This is a genomic window from Kribbella sandramycini (genome assembly GCF_013131805.1).
Classification (GTDB): Bacteria; Actinomycetota; Actinomycetes; order Propionibacteriales; family Kribbellaceae; genus Kribbella; species Kribbella sandramycini.
The window spans coordinates 1-20,215 of the sequence record NZ_JABJRC010000019.1; the positions used below are offsets into that span (position 1 = coordinate 1).

At 68.5% G+C, this 20,215-nt stretch carries 17 protein-coding genes; 11 read left to right on the forward strand and 6 right to left on the reverse strand.

Annotated elements, in window-relative coordinates; all coding sequences use genetic code 11:
- Nucleotides 1-317: 317 nt before the first annotated feature.
- Complete coding sequence (locus HPO96_RS37255) at nt 318-1,301, reverse strand: LacI family DNA-binding transcriptional regulator (RefSeq protein WP_171679207.1); 984 nt, start codon at nt 1,299-1,301, stop codon at nt 318-320.
- A gap of 79 nt (nt 1,302-1,380) precedes the next feature.
- Nucleotides 1,381-2,331, reverse strand: a complete 951-nt coding sequence (locus HPO96_RS37260) for a phosphotransferase family protein (RefSeq protein WP_171679208.1) — start codon at nt 2,329-2,331, stop codon at nt 1,381-1,383.
- Nucleotides 2,332-2,565: 234 nt separating this feature from the next.
- On the opposite strand from HPO96_RS37260, the gene HPO96_RS37265 reads away from it, so the two are divergent.
- The 4 genes from HPO96_RS37265 to HPO96_RS37280 all read left to right on the forward strand — a co-directional run bounded on the left by HPO96_RS37265 (nt 2,566) and on the right by HPO96_RS37280 (nt 9,084).
- Nucleotides 2,566-3,306, forward strand: a complete 741-nt coding sequence (locus tag HPO96_RS37265) for a LamG domain-containing protein (RefSeq protein ID WP_171679209.1) — start codon at nt 2,566-2,568, stop codon at nt 3,304-3,306.
- 255 nt (nt 3,307-3,561) lie between these two features.
- Entirely contained in the window at nt 3,562-5,787 is a 2,226-nt protein-coding gene (locus HPO96_RS37270; protein ID WP_238355938.1) for a discoidin domain-containing protein, read from the forward strand.
- Between the two features lie 184 nt (nt 5,788-5,971).
- On the forward strand, nt 5,972-6,721 hold the full coding sequence (locus tag HPO96_RS37275; RefSeq protein WP_171679211.1) for a beta-phosphoglucomutase family hydrolase: 750 nt from the start codon (nt 5,972-5,974) through the stop codon (nt 6,719-6,721).
- The gene (locus HPO96_RS37280; RefSeq protein ID WP_171679212.1) at nt 6,718-9,084 is read left to right on the forward strand and encodes a glycoside hydrolase family 65 protein; all 2,367 of its coding nucleotides are present in this window, start codon (nt 6,718-6,720) and stop codon (nt 9,082-9,084) included. The genes HPO96_RS37275 and HPO96_RS37280 overlap by 4 nt, the downstream gene beginning before the upstream one ends.
- A 6-nt stretch (nt 9,085-9,090) precedes the next feature.
- Here the strand turns inward: HPO96_RS37280 and HPO96_RS37285 are convergent, their stop codons facing one another.
- Together HPO96_RS37285 and HPO96_RS37290 are read right to left on the reverse strand one after the other, a co-directional pair.
- The gene (locus HPO96_RS37285) at nt 9,091-9,345 is read right to left on the reverse strand and encodes a GlsB/YeaQ/YmgE family stress response membrane protein (RefSeq protein ID WP_171679213.1); all 255 of its coding nucleotides are present in this window, start codon (nt 9,343-9,345) and stop codon (nt 9,091-9,093) included.
- 102 nt (nt 9,346-9,447) lie between these two features.
- On the reverse strand, nt 9,448-10,311 hold the full coding sequence (locus tag HPO96_RS37290) for a hypothetical protein (RefSeq protein WP_171679214.1): 864 nt from the start codon (nt 10,309-10,311) through the stop codon (nt 9,448-9,450).
- 146 nt (nt 10,312-10,457) lie between these two features.
- Between HPO96_RS37290 and HPO96_RS37295 the strand changes: the two genes are divergently transcribed.
- From HPO96_RS37295 to HPO96_RS37315, 5 genes are all read left to right on the forward strand, one after another.
- Complete coding sequence (locus HPO96_RS37295) at nt 10,458-10,868, forward strand: hypothetical protein (protein ID WP_171679215.1); 411 nt, start codon at nt 10,458-10,460, stop codon at nt 10,866-10,868.
- A 72-nt stretch (nt 10,869-10,940) separates the two neighbouring features.
- Nucleotides 10,941-11,399, forward strand: coding sequence for a cupredoxin domain-containing protein (locus HPO96_RS37300; protein ID WP_171679216.1), 459 nt, complete (start codon nt 10,941-10,943; stop codon nt 11,397-11,399).
- Nucleotides 11,399-12,718 (forward strand): hypothetical protein, encoded by a 1,320-nt coding sequence (locus tag HPO96_RS37305; RefSeq protein ID WP_171679217.1) that lies wholly within the window; start codon nt 11,399-11,401, stop codon nt 12,716-12,718. Before HPO96_RS37300 ends, HPO96_RS37305 begins: the two co-directional genes overlap by 1 nt.
- A gap of 222 nt (nt 12,719-12,940) precedes the next feature.
- Nucleotides 12,941-14,128, forward strand: a complete 1,188-nt coding sequence (locus HPO96_RS37310) for a hypothetical protein (RefSeq protein ID WP_171679218.1) — start codon at nt 12,941-12,943, stop codon at nt 14,126-14,128.
- A gap of 15 nt (nt 14,129-14,143) precedes the next feature.
- Nucleotides 14,144-15,163, forward strand: coding sequence for a glycosyltransferase (locus HPO96_RS37315; protein WP_171679219.1), 1,020 nt, complete (start codon nt 14,144-14,146; stop codon nt 15,161-15,163).
- 53 nt (nt 15,164-15,216) lie between these two features.
- On the opposite strand, the gene HPO96_RS37320 is transcribed toward HPO96_RS37315, so the two are convergent.
- Entirely contained in the window at nt 15,217-16,008 is a 792-nt protein-coding gene (locus HPO96_RS37320) for a hypothetical protein (protein ID WP_171679220.1), read from the reverse strand.
- Nucleotides 16,009-16,653 (reverse strand): class I SAM-dependent methyltransferase, encoded by a 645-nt coding sequence (locus HPO96_RS37325; RefSeq protein WP_171679221.1) that lies wholly within the window; start codon nt 16,651-16,653, stop codon nt 16,009-16,011.
- 149 nt (nt 16,654-16,802) lie between these two features.
- Between HPO96_RS37325 and HPO96_RS37330 the strand changes: the two genes are divergently transcribed.
- On the forward strand, nt 16,803-19,382 hold the full coding sequence (locus tag HPO96_RS37330) for a YfhO family protein (RefSeq protein WP_171679222.1): 2,580 nt from the start codon (nt 16,803-16,805) through the stop codon (nt 19,380-19,382).
- 44 nt (nt 19,383-19,426) lie between these two features.
- The gene (locus HPO96_RS37335; RefSeq protein WP_171679223.1) at nt 19,427-20,215 is read left to right on the forward strand and encodes an AfsR/SARP family transcriptional regulator; all 789 of its coding nucleotides are present in this window, start codon (nt 19,427-19,429) and stop codon (nt 20,213-20,215) included.

Sequence of the window (20,215 nt, forward strand, 5' to 3'; positions counted from 1 at the left end):
GACACTTCCTGTGCGGCCGCCGGCTAGGTGGGGTCAGGCGAACGGCCCGGCCGCCGACGCAAACCTGCGTGGAGCAGGTGCCCTCCGGGGGGAAGCGCCTTGCGACACTTCCTGTGCGGCCGCCGGCTAGGTGGGGTCAGGCGAACGGCCCGGCCGCCGACGCAAACCTGCGTGGAGCAGGTGCCCTCCGGGGGGAAGCGCCTTGCGACACTTCCTGTGCGGCCGCCGGCCAGGTGGGGTCAGGCGAACGACCCGGCCGCCGCGGCAGACGCGAGGAGTGGTGATTGCTCAGGGCAACTGATGTGCTTGAAGGGGAGCTAGTTGTGGTGGGCCCGGCTGGTGGTGGTTCGGGGGATGAGGGTGGTGGGGAGGGTGTGGCGGTGGTGGTGTTTGGGGAGGGGGGTGGTGAGGTGGGAGAGGAGGAGGGCGAGGGCGGCGGCGCCGGCCGCGGCGGCGGCGTCGGAGACGGTGGTGAGGTACGGCGGGAGGACGTCGTCGCACCCGATCACGCTGAACTCGGCGGGGACGGCGACGCCACGGTCGGCCAGGCCGGCGAGGATGCCGTGGGCAAGGAGATCGTCGAACGCGATCACCGCGGTGGAGCCGGAGGCGAGTAGCTGGCCGACGGCCGCGCGGCCCGCGTCGTACGACGAACGCCGTCCGGAGGTGATCAGCACCGACAGGCCGCGCAGCTCCCCGGCCCGCCTGACGGCCTCGCGCCGCTGAGTGTTCGACCAGGATCGCGTCGGCCCGCTCAGATACGTGATCCGCGTGTGCCCCAGCCGGGCCAGATGATCGACCGCCTGCGTGACGCCGGACGTCGTATCGATCAGCACCCGCGGCACGTCGGCCAGATCCCGGTTCACCAGCACGACTGCACGCTTCCGCGCCTGCGCCAGGATCGCCTCGGCCGGCATCCGGCTGGACGCCATCACGAACCCGTCGACATCCGGCCCGAACCGGCTCAGCAACGCCTCCTCCCGCTTCGCGTCCTCGTCGGTGTCGCCGACGAGGACGGAGTACCCCGCCGCGGCCGCACGCTCCTCGACCGCCCGGATCATCGGCGGGAAGAACGGATTCGACAGATCCGCGACCAGCAGCGCCAACCGCTGGGAACGCACCCCAGAAAGCGCTCTCTCCCGCGATCTCGGCTCGTACCCCAGCGCCGCCGCCACCGCACGGACCCGCCGAACCGTCTCCGCACTCAGCCGATGCGGCTGACTGAACACCCGCGAGGCAGTGGATCGCGACACCCCCGCCTGCTCGGCCACGGCGGTCAGAGTCGCTGAGCTGTCGGCCATCGTTCCTCACTAGCGGTGGGCGTCCCGGCTGTGGGGGAGTGCAACCGATTGCACAGCATCGGCCGCGTGATGGCAAGGATCAACCCCGCGCAGCGCCCACCCGACTCCGCCGGAGCAGCGCGGCGCACCACTGGAAGTGCCCGTCGCTCCCGCCGGAGGAGAACAGATCGTAGGTCGCGAGCGCATAGACGGCCTGATAGAGCGCGAGCGTCTCGGCCGGGTAGCCGAGCTCCGCGGCGAACAGTTCGGTGAGGGTCGCGGCGTGCCGCTCGGCGTGCGGCCCGTACATATCCCAAACGGCAGCAGCGACCGCGGCGTCGAAGGCAGGATCCCCAGCCGTGGTGAAGAACCCGAAATCGAGGACGGCGACCACCCGTCCGTCGTCCTCCACGTGAAGATTCGGCGGTACGAGGTCCCCGTGGATGACGGTGTTCGGTACGCCGGGCAGCGTCGCGAGCGCGGTCACAACCCGCTCGACCGTGGCGGAAAGCCCCGGCACGTAGCCGGCCAGCACGTCGCCATGGCGACCGACAGCACGCCGTACGAGCGCGGCGAGCGCATCGGGAAAGCGCTGCTGCCCCAGCCAGAGCGGGCGATCGTCGCCCTGAACTGTCAGCCCGCGCATCGCGTCGGTGCCTGGAACCGTGGCGAGCGCACGCAGCACGGTGAGCAGCGCGGCAACCTCGACCGCGGGGATGTCGAGTTCGGCGTCGGTCATGAAGGGGTCGCTGCGAAAGGGCGCCCCGGCCAGCTCGCGCTCGTAGCTGACGAATACCCCGCCGTGCACCTCGACGTCCAGGATCTCCGGCGTGCCGAAGGGGAGCGCGTGGTGAGCCACCTCCGCGTAGACGTCGCGAGAGAGCGCGATCTCGGCCGGCGGCAGGCCGCTCCACACCTTCGCGACCAGGCCCTCGGTGAGCCGATAGACGACGCCTTCCATCCCGGCGCCGAGAATCCGCGGTGCGTCGTACCCGCGACGCTCGAAGTACGCGAGCCACTGATCGGCATCGGGCCGGCGGTCTTCGGTCATGCCGGAGTACATCATCCATCCGACGCACTCCCAACTGTTAGCAAACCTGCCTGATAAACGGGTGACCGTAACGTGCACGTCCGAGGCTGTCAATTGGTCGCCGGAAAGCGCGCGGAATACCGGATCGGAGCTGCCGGAGCAGGTTGTCAATGGGCTCGAAAATGCCTCGTGACAATGGTCGCGGTGCACTTTATAGTCCTCGGCCATTCGGGTTCTCGAGGACAGGGAGAAGACATGCGACTGTCAGCCGAACGATCGGTCCTGCTGCGTTCCGCGGCGCTGTTTGTCACGGGTTCGCTGCTGGTGGGGGCGGGGTCCGCCGCGGCGGCGGCGCCCATCGCGACCGAGCAGCGTGGGCCGGCCGCGACCGTCATCCGCGACCAGTTCGACACGCTCAACACCTCGGTCTGGAACTGCGAGTTCACCTGCCCGAAGCTGGGTGGCGGGCTGGCCAGGTTCGAGCTCGCGCCGGGCGTCCCGCCGAACCAGGCCGGCTCCTGGTCGAAGGTCGGTTACAAGCCCACGCGCTACACCAAAGGACGGTTCACCATCCGCTTCGCGCTCAGCAAGCGACCCACGCAAAACCCTGTGTGGTGGGGGCTTGCGCTGTGGGACGACGGCCCGAACCCGAACGGCAGCGAGTTCAACGAGATCAACTTCGGCTACACCACCAATCAGAGCTACACCAACACGCAGTTACGGTTCGAGAGCGCCAAACGGGGGCGCTACGTCTCGCTCAAGATCGACACCGGCGTCGATCTGTACGACGGGAAGTTCCATGACGGCACCCTGGAGTACGGCCCGGACTACGTCGCCTTCTACCTCGACGACCGGCTGCTCAAGGTGATCAGCGACGTGAGTGTGATCCCGACCGACCCGATGGAACTCGTGGTCGGCGCCCGGCTGGTGACCGGCGGCGCGGCCTTGTCGTCGAAGTTCACCCAGACTGTCGATTGGGTCAAGATCGAGCAGTAGCGAAAGCGCGGCCGGCGCAACTCCGGAAATGCGCCCGGGTGAGCGCTTTCCGGAGTTGCCGTCATTTCTGCCGGGCATTCTCCGCAGTCGGCCGGAGGGTCGCCGGAAGTTCCGGAACCAGCCCGGGGGAACGTTCCCTTGACAGCGGTCGAGAGCGGGGCCACTCTCTGAGAGAGCGCTCTCTCGGATCTTCTCCCGCCCTTCTGATTGGTGTCGCCCATGGATGTGTCGTCGCGCCTGCGTGCGCGTTCTCTGATGGTTCTCCGGACTCTCGCCGCGCTGTCCCTGGCGGCGACCGGCCTCGGCGCTGGTGACGCCGTCGCCGGGCCCCGGCAGGCTCCGGCCAGCACTCACCAGCAGGACCGGGCGGCGGCCTGCGGTACGGCGAACGCCGCGGCCAACCGCCCGGCTACCGCGTCGTCCAGCGAGAACGCCGGGGTACCCGCCTCGGCTGCTGTCGACGGCAACCCGGGAACGCGCTGGGGGAGCGCTTTCGCCGATCCCCAGTGGTTACAGATCGATCTGGGCGCCAAGGTCAGCGTGTGCCAGGTCGTGCTCAGCTGGGAGACGGCGTACGGGAAGGCGTTCCGGATCGAGGTGTCCGACAACGCTGCGGCGTGGACCGAGGTCTACTCGACGACGACCAGCGCCGGTGGCACACAGACGCTGGACGTCGCCGGCAGTGGTCGCTACGTGCGCATCACCGGCACCCAGCGGGCCACCGGCTGGGGTTACTCGCTCTGGGAGGTCGCGGTGCGCACCGCCGACGGCGCCGGTCCCGTGGTGCCTCCGACTGACCCGCGTAACCCGGACTTCGGGCCGAACGTCTTCGTGTACGGACCGGGCAGCTCGCAGACCGACATGCAGAACAAGCTGGACCAGATCGCCACCGAGATGCACACGAACCAGTTCGGCACCCAGCGCTACGCCGTGCTGTGGAAGCCGGGCACGTACAACGCCGACGTGAACCTGGGTTTCTACACCCAGGTGGCCGGGCTCGGTCTGTCGCCGGACGACGTCAACCTGAACGGCCACGTCCGGGTAGAGGCCGACTGGCTGCAGCAGGGCGACAACCCGAACAACAAGGGCAACGCCACCCAGAACTTCTGGCGTGCCGCCGAGAACCTCGCGGTGACCACGCCGCCCGGTCAGATCGAGCGCTGGGCGGTTTCGCAGGCCGCGCCGTACCGGCGGATGCATCTGAAGGCTGCGCCAGAGGTGCAGCTGTGGAACGGCGGCGACGGCTGGGCCAGCGGCGGTCTGTTCGCGGACACCAAGATCGACAACCGAGTCGTCTCCGGATCGCAGCAGCAGTGGTTCTCGCGGAACTCCGAGTTCGGCTCATGGGCCGGTTCCGTCTGGAACATGGTCTTCGTCGGCACCAACGGCGCCCCGCAGCAGAACTTCCCCAACCCTTCGCACACAGTGGTCGGTCAGACCCCGAAGGTCCGCGAAAAGCCCTTCCTGTACTTCGATGCGGCCGGCAACTACAACGTCTTCGTCCCGGCCCTGCGGACGAACTCCGCGGGCACCAGCTGGTCCAACGGCCCAGCCGCCGGTACGTCGATCAGCCTGGCCGACTTCTACGTTGTCAAGCCCGGTGCGACCGTGGACACCATCAACGCCGCACTGGACCAGGGCAAGCACCTGCTCTTCACACCCGGCATCTACCACCTGAACGACACCATCCGGGTGAACCGGGCCAACACCGTCGTACTGGGCCTCGGCCTCGCCACATTGATCCCGGACACCGGCAAAGCGGCGATCAGCGTCGCTGACGTGGACGGCGTCAAGCTGGCCGGCATCCTCGTCGACGCGGGCCCGGTGAACTCACCAGTGCTGGTCGAGATCGGCGCACCGGGCTCCACCGCGAGCCACGCGGCCAACCCGACGTCCCTGCACGACGTCTTCGTCCGCGTCGGCGGCGCACACGTCGGCAAGGCGTCAGTCAGCCTGCGCGTGAACAGCAACGACGTCATCGGCGACCACCTCTGGCTGTGGCGTGGTGACCACGGCGAGGGCGTCGGCTGGGACGTGAACACCGCAGCCAACGGTCTGGTCGTCAACGGCAACAATGTGACCATGTACGGCCTGTTCGTCGAGCACTACCAGGAGTACGAGACGCTGTGGAACGGCAACGGCGGCCGCACGTACTTCTACCAGAACGAGTTCCCGTACGACGTCCCCAACCAGGCAGCCTGGTCCAGCGGCGGCGGCACCCAGGGCTGGGCGGCCTACAAGGTCGCCAACAACGTCACCAGCCACGAGGCCTGGGGCGTCGGCAGCTACTGCTTCTTCAGCCCCAACAACTCCATCGTCGCCACCCGCTCCTTCGAAGTCCCCGACACCCCCGGAGTCCGCTTCCACGGCCTCGTCTCCGTCTCCCTCGGCGGCGTAGGCACCATCTCCAACGTCATCAACAACACCGGCGGCACCGCCAATGCCGCCACCCAACAGCGCTACGTCGTCAACTACCCCTGACCTGATGCTGACAAGTGCGGCGCTGGTTGCGCCGCACTTGTCAGCGCGTCCAGACCTGGTTTCGCCCTCAGACGCGCGCCATTTCGCTGTACACGGTAATCGGCCTGTCATCGGGTAGGTGGCGTTTTCGTCACCGGGGCGTGGTTACTGTGGGTGCGAACGCCCGCGACGCGAGAGGGTGGAGATGCTGGGACTGCCGACGGGGATCCAGGTCTGTCTGTTCGATCTGGACGGGGTACTCACCGACACCGCGGCTGTGCACGCGGCTGCGTGGAAAGAGATGTTCGACGAGTTCCTGCGCGGTTATGCGGAGCGCACCGGCGGTCCGTTCCGGCCGTTCGACGCCCGGCACGAGTACGACGCCTACGTCGACGGGAAGCCGCGGATGGACGGCGTCCGCGACTTTCTGGCCGCTCGCGGGATCGTCCTGCCGGAGGGCACGCCTGACGACGCACCGACGGCGGAGACGGTCAACGGGCTCGGTAATCGCAAGAACGAGGCGGTCCAGCAGCGCATCCGCACCGAAGGGGTGCATGTGTTCGAAGGGTCGCGTCGGTACCTGCGGGCCGTTTCTGCGGCCGGTCTGCGCCGTGCGGTCGTTTCGTCGAGTGCGAACACCCGTGAGGTGCTCGACGTCACCGGGCTCGCGCAGTACGTGGAGGAGATCGTGGACGGGGTGACGATCCGTACCGACGGTCTGAAGGGCAAGCCGGCTCCGGACACGTTCCTGGCCGCGGCACGGCGATTCGGGGTCGCTGCGACTGAGGCGGTCGTCTTCGAGGACGCATTGGCCGGTGTGGCGGCTGGCCGGGCTGGCGGCTTCGGGCAGGTCGTCGGTGTCGACCGGGTCGGCCAGGCCGCTGAGCTACGCGCGCACGGCGCTGACGTCGTCGTACAGGATCTGGCCGAACTGCTGGACGGAGCGAACCGATGACGGACCGTGGACACCACCCCGTTGAGCCGTGGCGGCTGCGCGAGACCCGGTTGGCGCTCGACGACCTGGCGCAGTCCGAATCGCTGTTCGCGCTGTCCAACGGACACATCGGCCTGCGCGGCAATCTGGACGAAGGCGAGCCCTACGCGATCCCGGGCACGTATCTGAACTCGTTCTACGAGGCGCGACCATTGCCGTACGCCGAAGCCGGCTACGGCTACCCGGAGTCCGGGCAGACGCTCGTCGATGTGACCAACGGCAAGCTGATCCGGCTGCTGGTCGACGACTCGCCGTTCGACGTCCGGTACGGCTACCTGACTCGGCACGAGCGCTCGCTCGACTTCCGCACCGGTCTGCTGGAGCGTGACGTCGACTGGACCTCTCCGGCCGGCAAACGGATCCGAGTCACCAGCCGGCGGTTGGTGTCGCTGACTCAGCGCGCAGTGGCTGCGATCGAGTACACAGTCGAGGCAGTCGATCAACCGGCCCGGTTCGTCATCCAGTCCGAGCTGGTGGCCAACGAAGCGCAGCCGAAGCTGTCGGACGACCCTCGGGTCGCCGCTGTGCTGGACAACCCGCTCAAACCGGTCAGCCACGACGGCGGCGACAACGGCATCGTGCTGCTGCATCGGACGACGCACAGCAAGCAGTTGATGGCTGCAGCGATGACACACGAGGTCGAAGCGCCTACTCGGTTTGCAATGGACCAGGACGTGCGGGAGGACTGGGCTCGGACCACAGTGATCTGCCAGCTGCAGCCGGGCGAGAAGCTGCGCGTGGTGAAGTACTTGTCCTACGGCTGGTCGAGTCTGCGGTCGGAGACCGCCATCCGGGACCAAGTGGCAGCCGGGCTGTCCAGCGCGCGATTCTCCGGCTGGGACGGGCTGGTGCAGCAGCAGGCCGAGTTCCTCGACGACTTCTGGGACGGCGCGGACGTCGAAGTACAAGGGCATCCTGAGCTGCAGCAGGCGGTTCGGTTCGCGCTCTTCCATGTCCTACAGGCGGGTGCGCGGGCGGAGCGGCGAGCGATTCCGTCGAAGGGTCTGACCGGCGCTGGGTACGACGGCCACACGTTCTGGGACACCGAGGGCTTCGTCCTGCCGGTGTTGACCTACACGATGCCGGACGCGGCCGCCGACGCGCTGCGCTGGCGGCACTCGACGCTCGGCCTGGCCAAGGAACGTGCGGACGTGCTGGGGCTCAAGGGCTCGGCGTTCCCGTGGCGAACCATCCGCGGCCAGGAGTGCTCCGGCTACTGGCCCGCCGGGACGGCGGCGTTCCACATCAACGCAGATATCGCTGAGGCCGTCATGCGGTACCACCGCGCGACCGGCGACGACCAGTTCATCGAAGAGGTCGGCCTGGAGCTGTTGATCGAGACAGCGCGGCTCTGGACCTCACTGGGCCACCATGACCGCCATGGTCGTTGGCACCTGCCCGGTGTGACCGGTCCGGACGAGTACAGCGCAGTTGCCGACGACAACGTGTTCACCAACCTGATGGCCGCGCGGAACCTGCGGGCGGCCGCTGAGTTGACCGCACGGTTCCCGAGTACGGCCCGGACGCTGGGCGTCGACAGCGAGGAGGAGGCGTCCTGGCGCGACGCCGCAGCCGCCGTCTACGTCCCGTACGACGAGGAGCTCGGCGTCCACCCGCAGTCCGAAGGATTCACCGGCTACGCCGACTGGGACTTCGAGGCCTACCGGGACAAGTACCCCCTGATGCTGCACGCGCCGTACTTCCAGCTGTACCGCAAGCAAGTGATCAAACAGGCAGACCTGGTGCTGGCGACCTATTGGTGTGGTGACGCGTTCACCGCCGAGGAAAAGGCCCGCAACTTCGAGTACTACGAGCGGCTGACCGTGCGGGACTCGTCGCTGTCGGCCTGTGTCCAGGCAGTGATGGCCGCCGAGGTCGGCCACCTCGATCTGGCTTACGACTACGCCTATGAGGCCGCTCTGATCGATCTGCGCGACCTCCACCACAACACCGGCGACGGCCTGCACATGGCGTCCCTTGGCGGCGCCTGGATGGCGCTGGTCGCCGGCTTCGGCGGACTGCGGGATCGCGACGGCTGCCTGTCGTTCGACCCGGCGCTGCCGCAGGGGCTGACGAAGCTGTGCTTCTCGATCCGCTGGCAGAACGTGCGCCTGACGGTCGACATCGACTCTGGGTCGGTGACCTACACGGTGCGCGACGGCGACGACGCGAGCATCACCTTCCAGCACGCGGGGGAGGAGCTGACCGTTGCCAAGGGCGCGCCGGTGACCCGGGAACTCGAGAAGCGCCGGCCGCTCCTGGAGCGACCGGCGCAGCCGGTGGGCCGCAGCCCGCGCCCGGCGTTCGCGGGCGAGGACCGCTGACGCGTTTCAGCTCTTGTTACGGGCCGACAGCTTCTCGGCGGTACCGACCAGCAGCACCGACGCGATCACCGCGGCGATGAAGCCGAGGATGTTGAGTTCGAAGATGCCGCCGGTGCCGAGGAGGTTGGCGATCGTGCCGCCGATCACGGAGCCGGCCAGGCCGAGCAGCAGAGTGGCGAGCAGGCCGAGACGCTGCTTGCCGGGGGTGAACAGCCGCGCCAGCGCGCCGATGATGAGTCCCGCGATGATGAAGCCGAACATGTCCTGTTTCCTCCGGGTGTGAACTGGTTGGCACCAGTCTGCCGCGGAACGGCCGGCCGCACAGTTGAGGATCACCCTGAGCGGCCCCGGAGGGCACCCTGGTCAGGTGCTCGCGTGCGCGTCCAGGAGCGGAGTGTTCTCCAGCAGGTGCGGTACCCGCTCCAGCCGGCTCAGCGCCTGTGCCATGGCCCGCTGCGCGGCGGTGTCACTGGGCATCAGGCTCGAGAACGCCTGCTGGCAGGGACTGTCCCGTTTGAGCAGCTCCGCGTAGAACTCGATGTCCTGCAGATCGACGCGCTCCTTCAGGAGTTGGCGAGTGGCCTTGGCGCAGCGCAGCATCCCGGCGTCGAACTTGCTCGCCGACGGCGTCTTCACCGCGACCACCTGGTCGGCCAGCGCCTTCAGTACGAAGTACTCCGCACTCGCAGTCTTCTCCCGGAGGTACCGCAGCCCCGCGATCTCACGGATGTTGTCGGACAGTCCGCAGACCGCCCACTGCGGCGGCAGGATCAACGCCTGCGACGGCGGGACGTGACTCGGCAGTTCCTGCGGATTGAGGATGCCGCTCTTGTTGACGGCGATCAGCGCCGTCTGCGAAGCGGTGTCCTCAGGATTGGCGAACGACGCCGGCAGCACCCGGGTGCTCCACTTCCCGTCCGGTACGACGAGCACGGCCAGGTTGCCCGTGTTCTTCAGCAGCAACGTGGTCCGAGTCGGATCGGTGGCCGCCTCCAGCCGGACACCGTCGACAGCCGAGACTGCTGGTAACCGGACTGTCGACTTCGAACAGTCCGTCGCCGCTTTCCCGGCCGACTGCGGCGTACGACTCTTGGCAGTCGTCGCCGGGACCGGAGTGGTCGGCTCTTCGCCGACGTACGTCGAACCTACGGCGCTGGAGCACCCTGCGGCGCACAGCGCGATCAACAACACTGCTATGGGCATGAGCGCCCGCCCGCGTCCTGCCACCTCTGATCCCCCTTGACCGGCGCCACCGAGCTCACCAGGTCCCCACCTGCTCGGTTCACGGCGTGTGATGACGCCAGTGTCGCACCGGGTCACCGCCATCGACAACCGTCTCACTCGGCGTGCCCGACCCGGTACTCTGCCTTCTGATGGCAGACGTGGCACGGTCGCAGCTTCTGCGCTCCCTGGTGATCCTGGGTGCGCTGCTCGGCCTGTTCGCACTGCACAGCGCTGATGCCCGGCCAGAACGCGCCGAGACCGCGCTGACCGGCTCGACCGCGATCACCTTGCCGCTCGACGCGCATGGCGCGATGGAGCGGCTGGAGCAGGTCGCCATGGTCGCCCCGATCACAGTCGGCGTAGACACCGGCGCCCACCTGCAGGTGCCGTGGGCCGCGCTGCTGTTCGGTTCTGCGCTGCTGCTGGGGCTCGGCGTCGTGCTGTCCCGGCAGCGGTTCGGCGACGCGCCACTCCAGGCGCCGGTCCGGCAGCAGATGCGATACCGCGCGGTTCTGCCGGATCCACCTGACCTGACTCGGCTCTGCATCCTCCGGACGTGACAGTCAGCTGTTCTGCGCGCTGACCTCACTCAACTCACGCATTCCTGCGTGCCTTTCCGGAAGGAAGCCGTCATGCGGCTGTCACTTCGCGGCGTAGTCGCCGCTGCCCTGCTCACCCTCGTCCTGGCCGGCTGCGGTTCCGAGGAGCCCGCCGGCTCCGGTACGCCGACCACCACCCCGCCGCCCACTCCGACCAGCACCCCGGTCTCGACCCCGCCGGCCACGACCCCGCCCAGCACACCGGCAAGCACGCCGAAGCCGGCTGCTGATGTCACCGTCGACGTCACCATCGCGGGCGGAAAGGTCACCAGCAGCCAGGGCGCGCTGGTGAAGGCGAAGAGCGGCCAGACCGTGCTGATCACCGCGGTCAGCGACGTCGCCGATTCGCTGCACGTCCACGGCTACGACGAGACCCTCGACCTGAAGCCGGGCAAGTCGGCCTCGGTCACGTTCAAGACCAGCGACAAGGGCATCTTCGAGGTCGAGACGCACGAGAGCGGCAAGCTCGTGTTCAAGCTGCAGGTGTCCTGATGCAACTGCCTCTGCATGGGATCGGCGGCCGTCAGGACCTGCCGATCCCGTTCGGGTTCGCGGTGACCGGAGCGGGGGTCGCGATCGCACTGTCGTTCGTGATCCTCGCGGTGGCCTGGCGAAGCCCGAAGTACCGCGGCGCCCAGAGTGGCGTGCCGCTGCCCGCAGTACTGCGTACTGCGATCGATTCGGCCTGGCTGCGCTGGGCTGTACGGCTGTTCGGCCTGGCTGCGTTCTTCTGGGCCGGGCTGGCGCTGCTGGCCGGAGTGGACCGGCTGACGAATCCGATCTTCGGCGTCGTCTACATCCTGGTCTGGGTCGGTCTGGTGCCGGTGTCGCTCTTCCTCGGCCCGGTCTGGCGGACTCTGAACCCGCTGCGCACGCTGCACCTACTGGCCTGCAAAGCGCTGCGCCACGACCCACGGCGTGGTCTGTTCGAGCTGGCACCGAAAGTCGGACTCTGGCCCGCCACGGTCGGCATCTTCGCCTTCGCCTGGCTGGAGCTCGTTGCGCCGGACCGGGCGACGCTTCCGGTCCTCCAGGCCTGGCTGTCCCTGTACGTCGTTTTCGTCCTGTTCGGCGCGGTCCTGTTCGGTGACCGCTGGTTCGCCGCGGCCGACCCGTTCGAGGCCTACGCGACGCTGATGGCCAAGCTGTCGCCGTGGGGCCGCCGAAACGACGGAGTCCTAGTCGTACGCCGTCCGCTGGAGAACCTGGACACGCTGACGCCGAAACCCGGTCTGGTCGGTCTGGTCGCCGCACTGCTCGGCTCCACGGCGTACGACGGTTTCTCGCGTTCGAGCCGTTGGATCGCCTGGTCCCAGGACTCCGGCTACTCAGAAGCCCTCCTCGGCACACTGGCTCTGGCCGGCTTCGTCATGTTCGTTCTGGTCACCTACTCCGCGGCCACCGTGCTCGCCGGACGGATGTCCGACAGCTCCCGCACCAAGCTGCCCGGTCTGTTCGCGCACTCCGTCGTCCCGATCGTGCTGGGTTACGTCGTCGCCCACTACTTGACCCTCCTGATCCTGGAAGGCCAACGCACCATCAACCAGCTCAGCGACCCGCTGAGCCGCGGCTGGAACGTCTTCGGCACCGGCCTGAACGGAGTGAACGCCGAAATCACCAACCACACCACCGCCGTGTCGACCATCCAGGTCGGCGCTGTCGTGATCGGGCACCTCTTGGGCGTCGTCTCCGCGCACGATCGGGCAGTGGCGCTCTTCCCCCGCAACCGCGCCCTGGCGGGCCAGATCCCGCTCCTGGTCGTGATGGTCGCCTACACCACCGGAGGGCTGATACTCCTGTTCTCGGCCTGACACGGCACAATGGGGTCCGCCACCCGTATTCGAACTCTCGACCACGGCGTGATCGCCCGTGGCGGCATTCTGGTCCAGTGGCGGACCTGATATCCGGGTAACCTCCTGGGTGACCGTCGCGTTCACGCCTCCGCCGGTCGACTCGTCAGCAGGAAGGTCAGCACCACAACCATGGGTTCCCCTGTTTCTCCCGGGCGGTCGGCGCGCGCTCGTGTGCTCTCGATGCTCCCGGGCCCGGCCCGCAAGCTCCTCGGGCGTGGCAAGCGTGCGGTCGCCGAGAGCGGCAAGACGCTGGCCGCGAACGTCGACCGCAAGCGCCGGGAGGCGGCCCTGCCGCCGAACCCCAAGGCGCCGGACTCCGACATCCGGCTGTTCGTCGGCCCGGCGAACTTCGCCGGCCAGGGGACGACCTGGGCCCGCGCGGCCGAGAAGCACCTCGAAGGCGTCAAGGCCCGGAACATGCAGTACGCCGGTGGCGCGTACCGCTTCCCGGCCGATCTCGAGGTGGAGCGCGAGCTGCTCGACGACCGCGTCTGGCAGGACCGTCAGGTCGAGTACCTGACGGGCGGTTCGTACACCCATGTGCTGATCGAGGCCGGCCGGCCCGTCTTCGGCACCCGGTTCGCCCGGAACGCCGTCGGCGACGTGAAGACGCTGAAGGAGGCCGGCGTCAACGTCGGCCTGGTCGCGCACGGCTCCGACGTCCGGCTGCCCAGCCGGCACGCCGAGACGCACGAGTGGTCGCCGTTCCACGAGCGGGACGACTTCTTCGTCCGCCTGGAGGCGCAGGCCAAGCGCGAGGGCACGCTGTTCAACACCTTCGACGGCCCCACCTTCGTCTCCACACCGGATCTGCTCGTCGACGTCCCGGGCGCCAAGTGGCTGCCGGTCGTCATCGAGCCGGAGCGCTGGGCCAACGACCAGCCGGTGATGGAGCGCGAGCGGCCGATCGTGCTGCACGCGCCGACCAACCCCCGGTTCAAGGGCACCGAGTACGTCGAGGCCGCGATGCAGCCGCTGCACGACCGGGGCCTGATCGAGTACCGCCGGCTGACCGACATCCCGAGTGAGGAGATGCCGGCCGCGATGGCGGCGGCCGACATCGTGCTCGAGCAGTTCGTGCTCGGGCCGTACAGCGTGACCGCATGTGAGGCGATGGCGGCCGGCCGGGTGGTTGTCGTCAACGTCGACGAAGGCGTGCGCAAGCACGTCCAGTCCGTCACCGGGCGCGAGCTGCCGATCGTGCCCGCCGATCCGACCACGATCGGCGCTGTCGTGGAGCAGCTGGTCGCCGACCGGGAGGCCGCTCGCGCGGTGGCCGTCCGGGGTCCGGAGTACGTCCGGGCCGTCCACGACGGAACCATGTCCAGTGCGGTGCTCGGCACCTGGCTGAAGCCTGCCGCGAGTTAAGGAACCAAGGAAACCATGGGTAACCCGCAGGAGTTCTCCGGCGTCGACATCGCCGTGATCGTGCCTTGTTACAACGAGGCGGTCGCGGTGACCAAGGTGGTGACCGAGCTGCGCGCCGCGCTGCCGACGGCCAGCATCTACGTCTACGACAACAACTCGACCGACGACACCGCGGCGCTGGCCCGCGCGGCCGGCGCGATCGTGCGCCACGAGGCCCGCAAGGGTAAGGGCAACGTCGTCCGGCGGGCGTTCTCCGACGTCGACGCCGACGTCTACGTGCTGATCGACGGCGACGACACGTACGACGCCTCCCGCGCGGGCGACCTGGTCCGGGTGCTGCTGCAGGGGCCGTACGACCACGTCGTCGGCGTCCGCAAGCACACCAACGAAGAGGCGTACCGGCCGGGGCACACCCTGGGCAACCGGGTGCTGACCGGGACGGTCGGCGCGCTGTTCGGCCGGCAGATCACCGACATGCTGAGCGGTTACCGGGTCTTCTCGCGGCGTTACGTGAAGTCGTTCCCGGCGCTCGCGCAGGAGTTCGAGATCGAGACCGAGCTGACCATCCACTCGCTGCACCTGCGGGTTCCGGTGGCCGAGCTCGCGATCGGCTACAAGGAGCGCCCGACCGGCGGCGAGAGCAAGCTGCGCACCTACCGCGACGGCACGCGTATCCTGCGCTGGATCCTGAGCGTCACCCGGCTGGAGCGGCCGACGCTGTTCCACGGCATCCTGGCCGCGGTGTTCGGCGTGGTCTCGCTGATCCTCGGCGTCCCGGTGATCGCGGAGTACCTCGACACCGGTCTGGTGCCGCGGTTCCCGACCGCGATCCTGGCCTCGACGATCGGCCTGATCGCGATCCTGGTGCTGACCGTCGGCTACGTGCTGGATGCGATCACCCGCGGCCGCCAGGAGGCGGCGCGGCTGGCTTACCTGCGGCTGCCGGCGCCACAGACCATCGACGCCGCGCCGGGCGAGCTGCCCGTCCCGGCTCCGGTGGCCGAGGCCGGCCAGGAGTCACCGCAGGTCGTCTGAACGCAAAGAGAGGCCGGTCGACCCTGCGGGGGTCGACCGGCCTCTGTGTGATGTCAGCTGTCGCGCTTGCCGAGCAGGCGCCGTGGCTGGCGGGCCAACCGGACCGCGGAGCTCGCGGCCTTGTACGAGGGGGAGCTGAGGATGCCGCGCAGTCGTTCGTCCAGCTTGCGGGAGTGCGCCGTGGCATCGGCCAGCCGCTGCTCGAGCTCGGCGTACCTGGCGTCGGCCGCCTCCTGCGCCTTGGCGGTCGCGGCGACGGCGTCGTCCCGCTCCTGCCGCATCGCGTCCCGCTCGGCGGCCATCGCGTCCCGCGCGGCCGCGGCGGCGTCCAGAGTGCGTTTGGTGTCCTTCTGGCGCAGCTCCTGCGTGCGCCAGACGAGGCCTTCGACGATGTGCTCGTCGACCAGCCGCAACAGCGCCCGGCCGCTCAGCGGGCCGGGGGAGCGCTGGGGGTCGAGGTAGGCGTGGATCTCCTCGATCTCGTCGTTGACGCGGCGACAGACCACGGCGACGCCCCAGGCGGTGTCGGTCAGCGGATGCGCCTCGACGGCCTGCATCCCGGTCGAGACCAGCGCCTGGACGACCGGGCCGACCGGCAGCTGGTGCGCGGGCCAGGGCAGCAGGACCAGCAGGCCCTCACCGGGCGCCGCGTCGGCCAGGACGGTCGGCAGCTCGGCCAGACCGTCGGCGTCGACGGTGACCGCGGTCAGCAGGTCGTCGGCCGGTGTCGCCGGTTTGGCGTCGATGACCTTCATCAGCGGCGGCCACGCGTGCTCCGACGCGGTGCGGTCGACGACCGTCCCGCCCTCGGGGAGCAGCGAGCGGACGAGTTCGTTGAGCCTCATTCAGGCCACCCTTTCCAGAACCAGAAAACCGGTCGGAGCGCCCCGGAAGCCGTACGGCACGAAGCGGTCCACCTGCATTCCCAACGGCTCCAGCAGACTCTGGTAACGGTGCAGCGCCCGCGTCCGCTGGTAGTAGGACCACGTGCGGTCCACTTCCGACTGATGGTCCACCACCAGGAGCTGTCCGCCAAGACGAACCAGTGTCGCCAAATTCGTAACCGATGCCTCCCACAGCGCATCGTCCATGATGTGGAAGAGGACATCGATGCTGTACACGACGTCGTACAGGTACGGCGGCTGCCACTGCGCCAGCGGCGACACCTGGAAACTGCTGTTGCCGGTCGCGTTCTGCCGGCAGAGCTCGACCGCGTGCTCGCTGAGGTCGATACCGTCCACGGCGTGCCCGAATCTGGCCATCGCGTGCGCGAAGTAGCCCTTGCCGCAGCCGGCGTCCAGGATCCGCAGCGGCGCGGCCTGCTCGGTCCGGTCGCCGACGATGTCGATCAGCCGGCCCAGCCGCATCGCGTAGAAGATCTCGTTACTCGCCTCGTCGTACCCCGCGTCACCGCCGGAGCGCAGCGCGCCCAGCTGACGATGGCGACGGTCCCAGTGTTCGGCGGTCTCAGTCGCCCCGAGCTCCTCCATCAGACTTCCTCCTCAGCGCGCGAGAGCATCAGGGTACATCGATCATCAACGGTTGAGCTGACCCTCTGTTACGCTCCGGATACTGGCCGCCCGCCCCGCGCCGTGAGTACGCCGAATCCGGGGGAGCGTTCCGCAACGTGGCGACCGCAGTGAGTGCCGATTCGCGCCGGGTCCGGCAGACGTCCGCCCGGTTGCGGTTCTGGCTACCGGTCCCCGCGGCGGCGCTGGCCGCGGCGGCGACGTTCATCGTCAGCGGGATCATTCGCGGAACCTACCCGTTCGGGCCGCTTCCGCGAAACACCAACGACCTGGGTCAGCAGTTCGTGCCGATGCACGCCTACCTGCGCGACCTGCTCACCGGGCAGGCACCGGGCGATTTCGTGCTGAACTGGTCCAGCGGGTACGGCGTCCCGTTCTTCGGCGACTTCATGGCCTACCTGGGCTCCAGCCTGTCCTGGATCGTCCTGCTGTTCCCCCGGGACAAAATCGACCTGGCGCTGTTTGCCATCGCCACGACGGCCATTGCGGTCGCTGCGGCGGCTATGACGGGCTATCTGCGGCTGCTGCGTCCGTCCGGCCCGGTCTGGCTGGCCGTCGTCGCCGGTGTGTCGTACGCGACCTGCGGGTGGGCCATCGACGATGCGGCCTACATGACCGAGTGGCTGAACGGTCTGATCGCGTTCCCGACCATCTGTCTGCTGTGCGAGTGGATCTGGCGCAAGCGGTCGGTCGTCGCGTTCGTGGTGTCTCCGCTCGTCATCACGCTGCTGTGGACATCGCACTTCTACACGGTCTACATGGCGACCATCGGCGCAGCGATCGTCGTATTGGCGCGGGTGCTGTCCGACCCGGCCGGTGGGTCGTTCCTGCGCCGCATCGGCGGTGGGATCCAGTGCCTGATCGCAGTGGCGGTGGGTATCGCGTTGGCCGCGCCCCTGCTGCTGCCGACGTACGAGCTGGTCAAAACGGCGACGCCGAGTCCGGATGAGACTTTCAAGCCACTGGACTGGTACGACTTCCTGTCGCGGCTGCTGCCGGGTTCCGAAGGCGTTGGGTCGTCGCCTGGCCTGGCCATTGGCACAGTGATGCTGCTGTTCGCTCTGAGCTTCCCCTTCAACCGCGCGGTGCCACGGTGGGAGCGGCTGGTCTGGACGGCGTTCGTCGGTCTGACGCTCTGGAGCATGCAGCTGCCGTTCCCGCATGAGGTGTGGCACGGCTTCGACTCACCGAACGGCAGCCCGTTCCGGCAGGCCTTCGTCATCGCCGGGATGCTGGTCGTCGTCGGCTGGATGTCGGCCGCGGCCGGCGTACGGAACTTCCTGGCCGTTGTGGTGCCGCTACTGCTGGTCGGTGGTCTCTTCTACCAGGTGCAGGATCTGCCGACGCTGACGCCGACAACGCGACAGGTGGTGCCGGTCGTCGCCGGAGTCGCGTTGCTGGCGTTTCTGCTGACGCGCTGGCGGCCCGGCATGTTCGCCTGGGTACGCCGAGCCGCAGCGATGCTGCTGATCGGTGCCGTCCTGGTCGAGGCGACGCTGTCGACGGCGGCGATCGACGAGGCACGCGCCAAGTTCATGCACGAGTACGACCCATGGGGCGCCAAACAGGACCGGATCGCCGCGCTGATGGAGACTGCGCGCGACTGGCCGAACATCCGGGTCTCGCCGAGCCAGTACACGACGGTGAACGATCCGATGCTGATGGGCGGTCAGGGCGCGGAGTACTACACCAGCACGATCCAGGACACGCTCTCGAAGGCGTTGATCGAGCTGGGCTTCGGCTACAGCTCGTACGGCCGGGCTCCGATCGACCCGAAGAACCCTGTGGTCGACTCCGTGTTCGCAGTCGGCGCTCGCGTGCAGGAGAAGCCGCCGGGGATGTTCGAGCTGGTCCGGCGCGAAGTCGGCCCGCTAGTGACGCTGCGCCCCGGCACGCCGTGGGTCTCGACGGACCCGGGTGCGTTCGGCGTCCAGGAGGCAGCTCTCGGCGCGGACGTCTACACGGTCCCCGAGACCGAGCTGGAGTCCGGAAAGGGCGCTACCGCCGCACGACGCAACGGCGCGTTCTCGATGCGGCCGCTGGCGGAGGGCGCCACGGTCGACCTGAAGCTGACCACGACGTGCGCACCAGGCACTGACGTGTACCTGTGGGGGCCTGAGTTCGTCGGTGGTGCGCTGATCAGCGGTGACGGCTGGCGGCAGATTCTGAAGCCGGGAGTGAAGCGCCCGGGCATCTACACCGGTGCGCCGATGACCTGGGTAGGCAAGACCCAGACGAACGGCTCGGTCACTGTCGAGCTCCGCGTGTCCGGTCCGACGCGGATACCGGAGCGTGCGATCGGTTGTCTCGACAACAACCGTCTGAAGGCCGCAGTCGACCAACTGCGGCAGAACAAACCCGCCTCGGTCGACGTCGGCGGTCACGACGTAACCGCAGACTTCGAACCGGGCACCGCGCGCACACTGGTGATCAGCACGATCAACACCGCGGGCTGGGAGTGCTCCGTCGACGGCGGCGCAGCCACGGCGCCGGGAACGCTGTCCGGCATGATCTCTGTCCCAGTGGATGCCAACGCCCGCAGTGTCGCCTGCACCTACGTCCCGCGCGGCCTATCGGACGGCCTGCTCATCGCCGCCGCGGCGCTGGGCCTGCTGGTCGCCAGCGCGGGTCTACTACTGATCGGCCGAGCACTCGCGCGCTGGCGCCGCCGCCGGCGTACGGCCGCCTGAGAGCTTGCAGGGAGATTGCAAGGTCTTGGGCGGATGGTGCTGGCATGACGATGGTCAGTGTGGGGCAGCGGGTGTCTTGCCGGGTCTTGGGGGAGCTGAAGCTGCAGGTCGATGGCGCGCCGGTAGAGGTCAGAGGTGTGCGGCTTCGGCGGCTGCTGACTGCCCTGGTGCTTGCTGACGGTCATCCGGTGGCTGACGACGAGCTGGCTGACCTGCTCTGGCCGGAGAAAGCGCCGGCCGACGTCCTGAAGGGTTTGCGGGTGTTGGTGTGGCGGCTGCGGAGTGCGCTGGGCAGTGCGGGGGACTGCTTGCAGCGGACGCCGTCCGGCTACTGCTTGGTCGTTGCATCAGATCATCGGCGATTTGCCGACCTGGTCGCGTCTGGTCTCTATCGGGTGTCGATTCGCGACAGTGTGGGCGGGGTGCAGGAGCTTGGGGAAGCGCTGGCGCTCTGGCGGGGTGAGCCCTGGCAAGACCTGGCCGCGGTCGGACGGGTGGACGGCGCCCGCGCCAGACTGGTCGAACTGCGTGAGCTGGCTCTGGAAGAGCGTGAGGCCGGCCGTCTGGCCATGGGGAACGGCTGGGTGGCCGTGCGATCGCTGACCCGGCTAGTGGCCGACAGTCCGTACCGGGAGCGTCGTTGGGAGCTGCTGGCCCGCGGCTACCTGGAGATCGGCCAACCGGACCGTGCGTACGCCGAACTGCGGCGCTTCCGCACGCTACTGGCGGACGGACTCGGTCTCGATCCTGGGCCGACTCTGACGGCGCTCGAACGTCGGCTCGGTGAGTCGGCGACTGTGGTGCCGAGGCGGGTGGCCTGGCGTTGGAGGTAG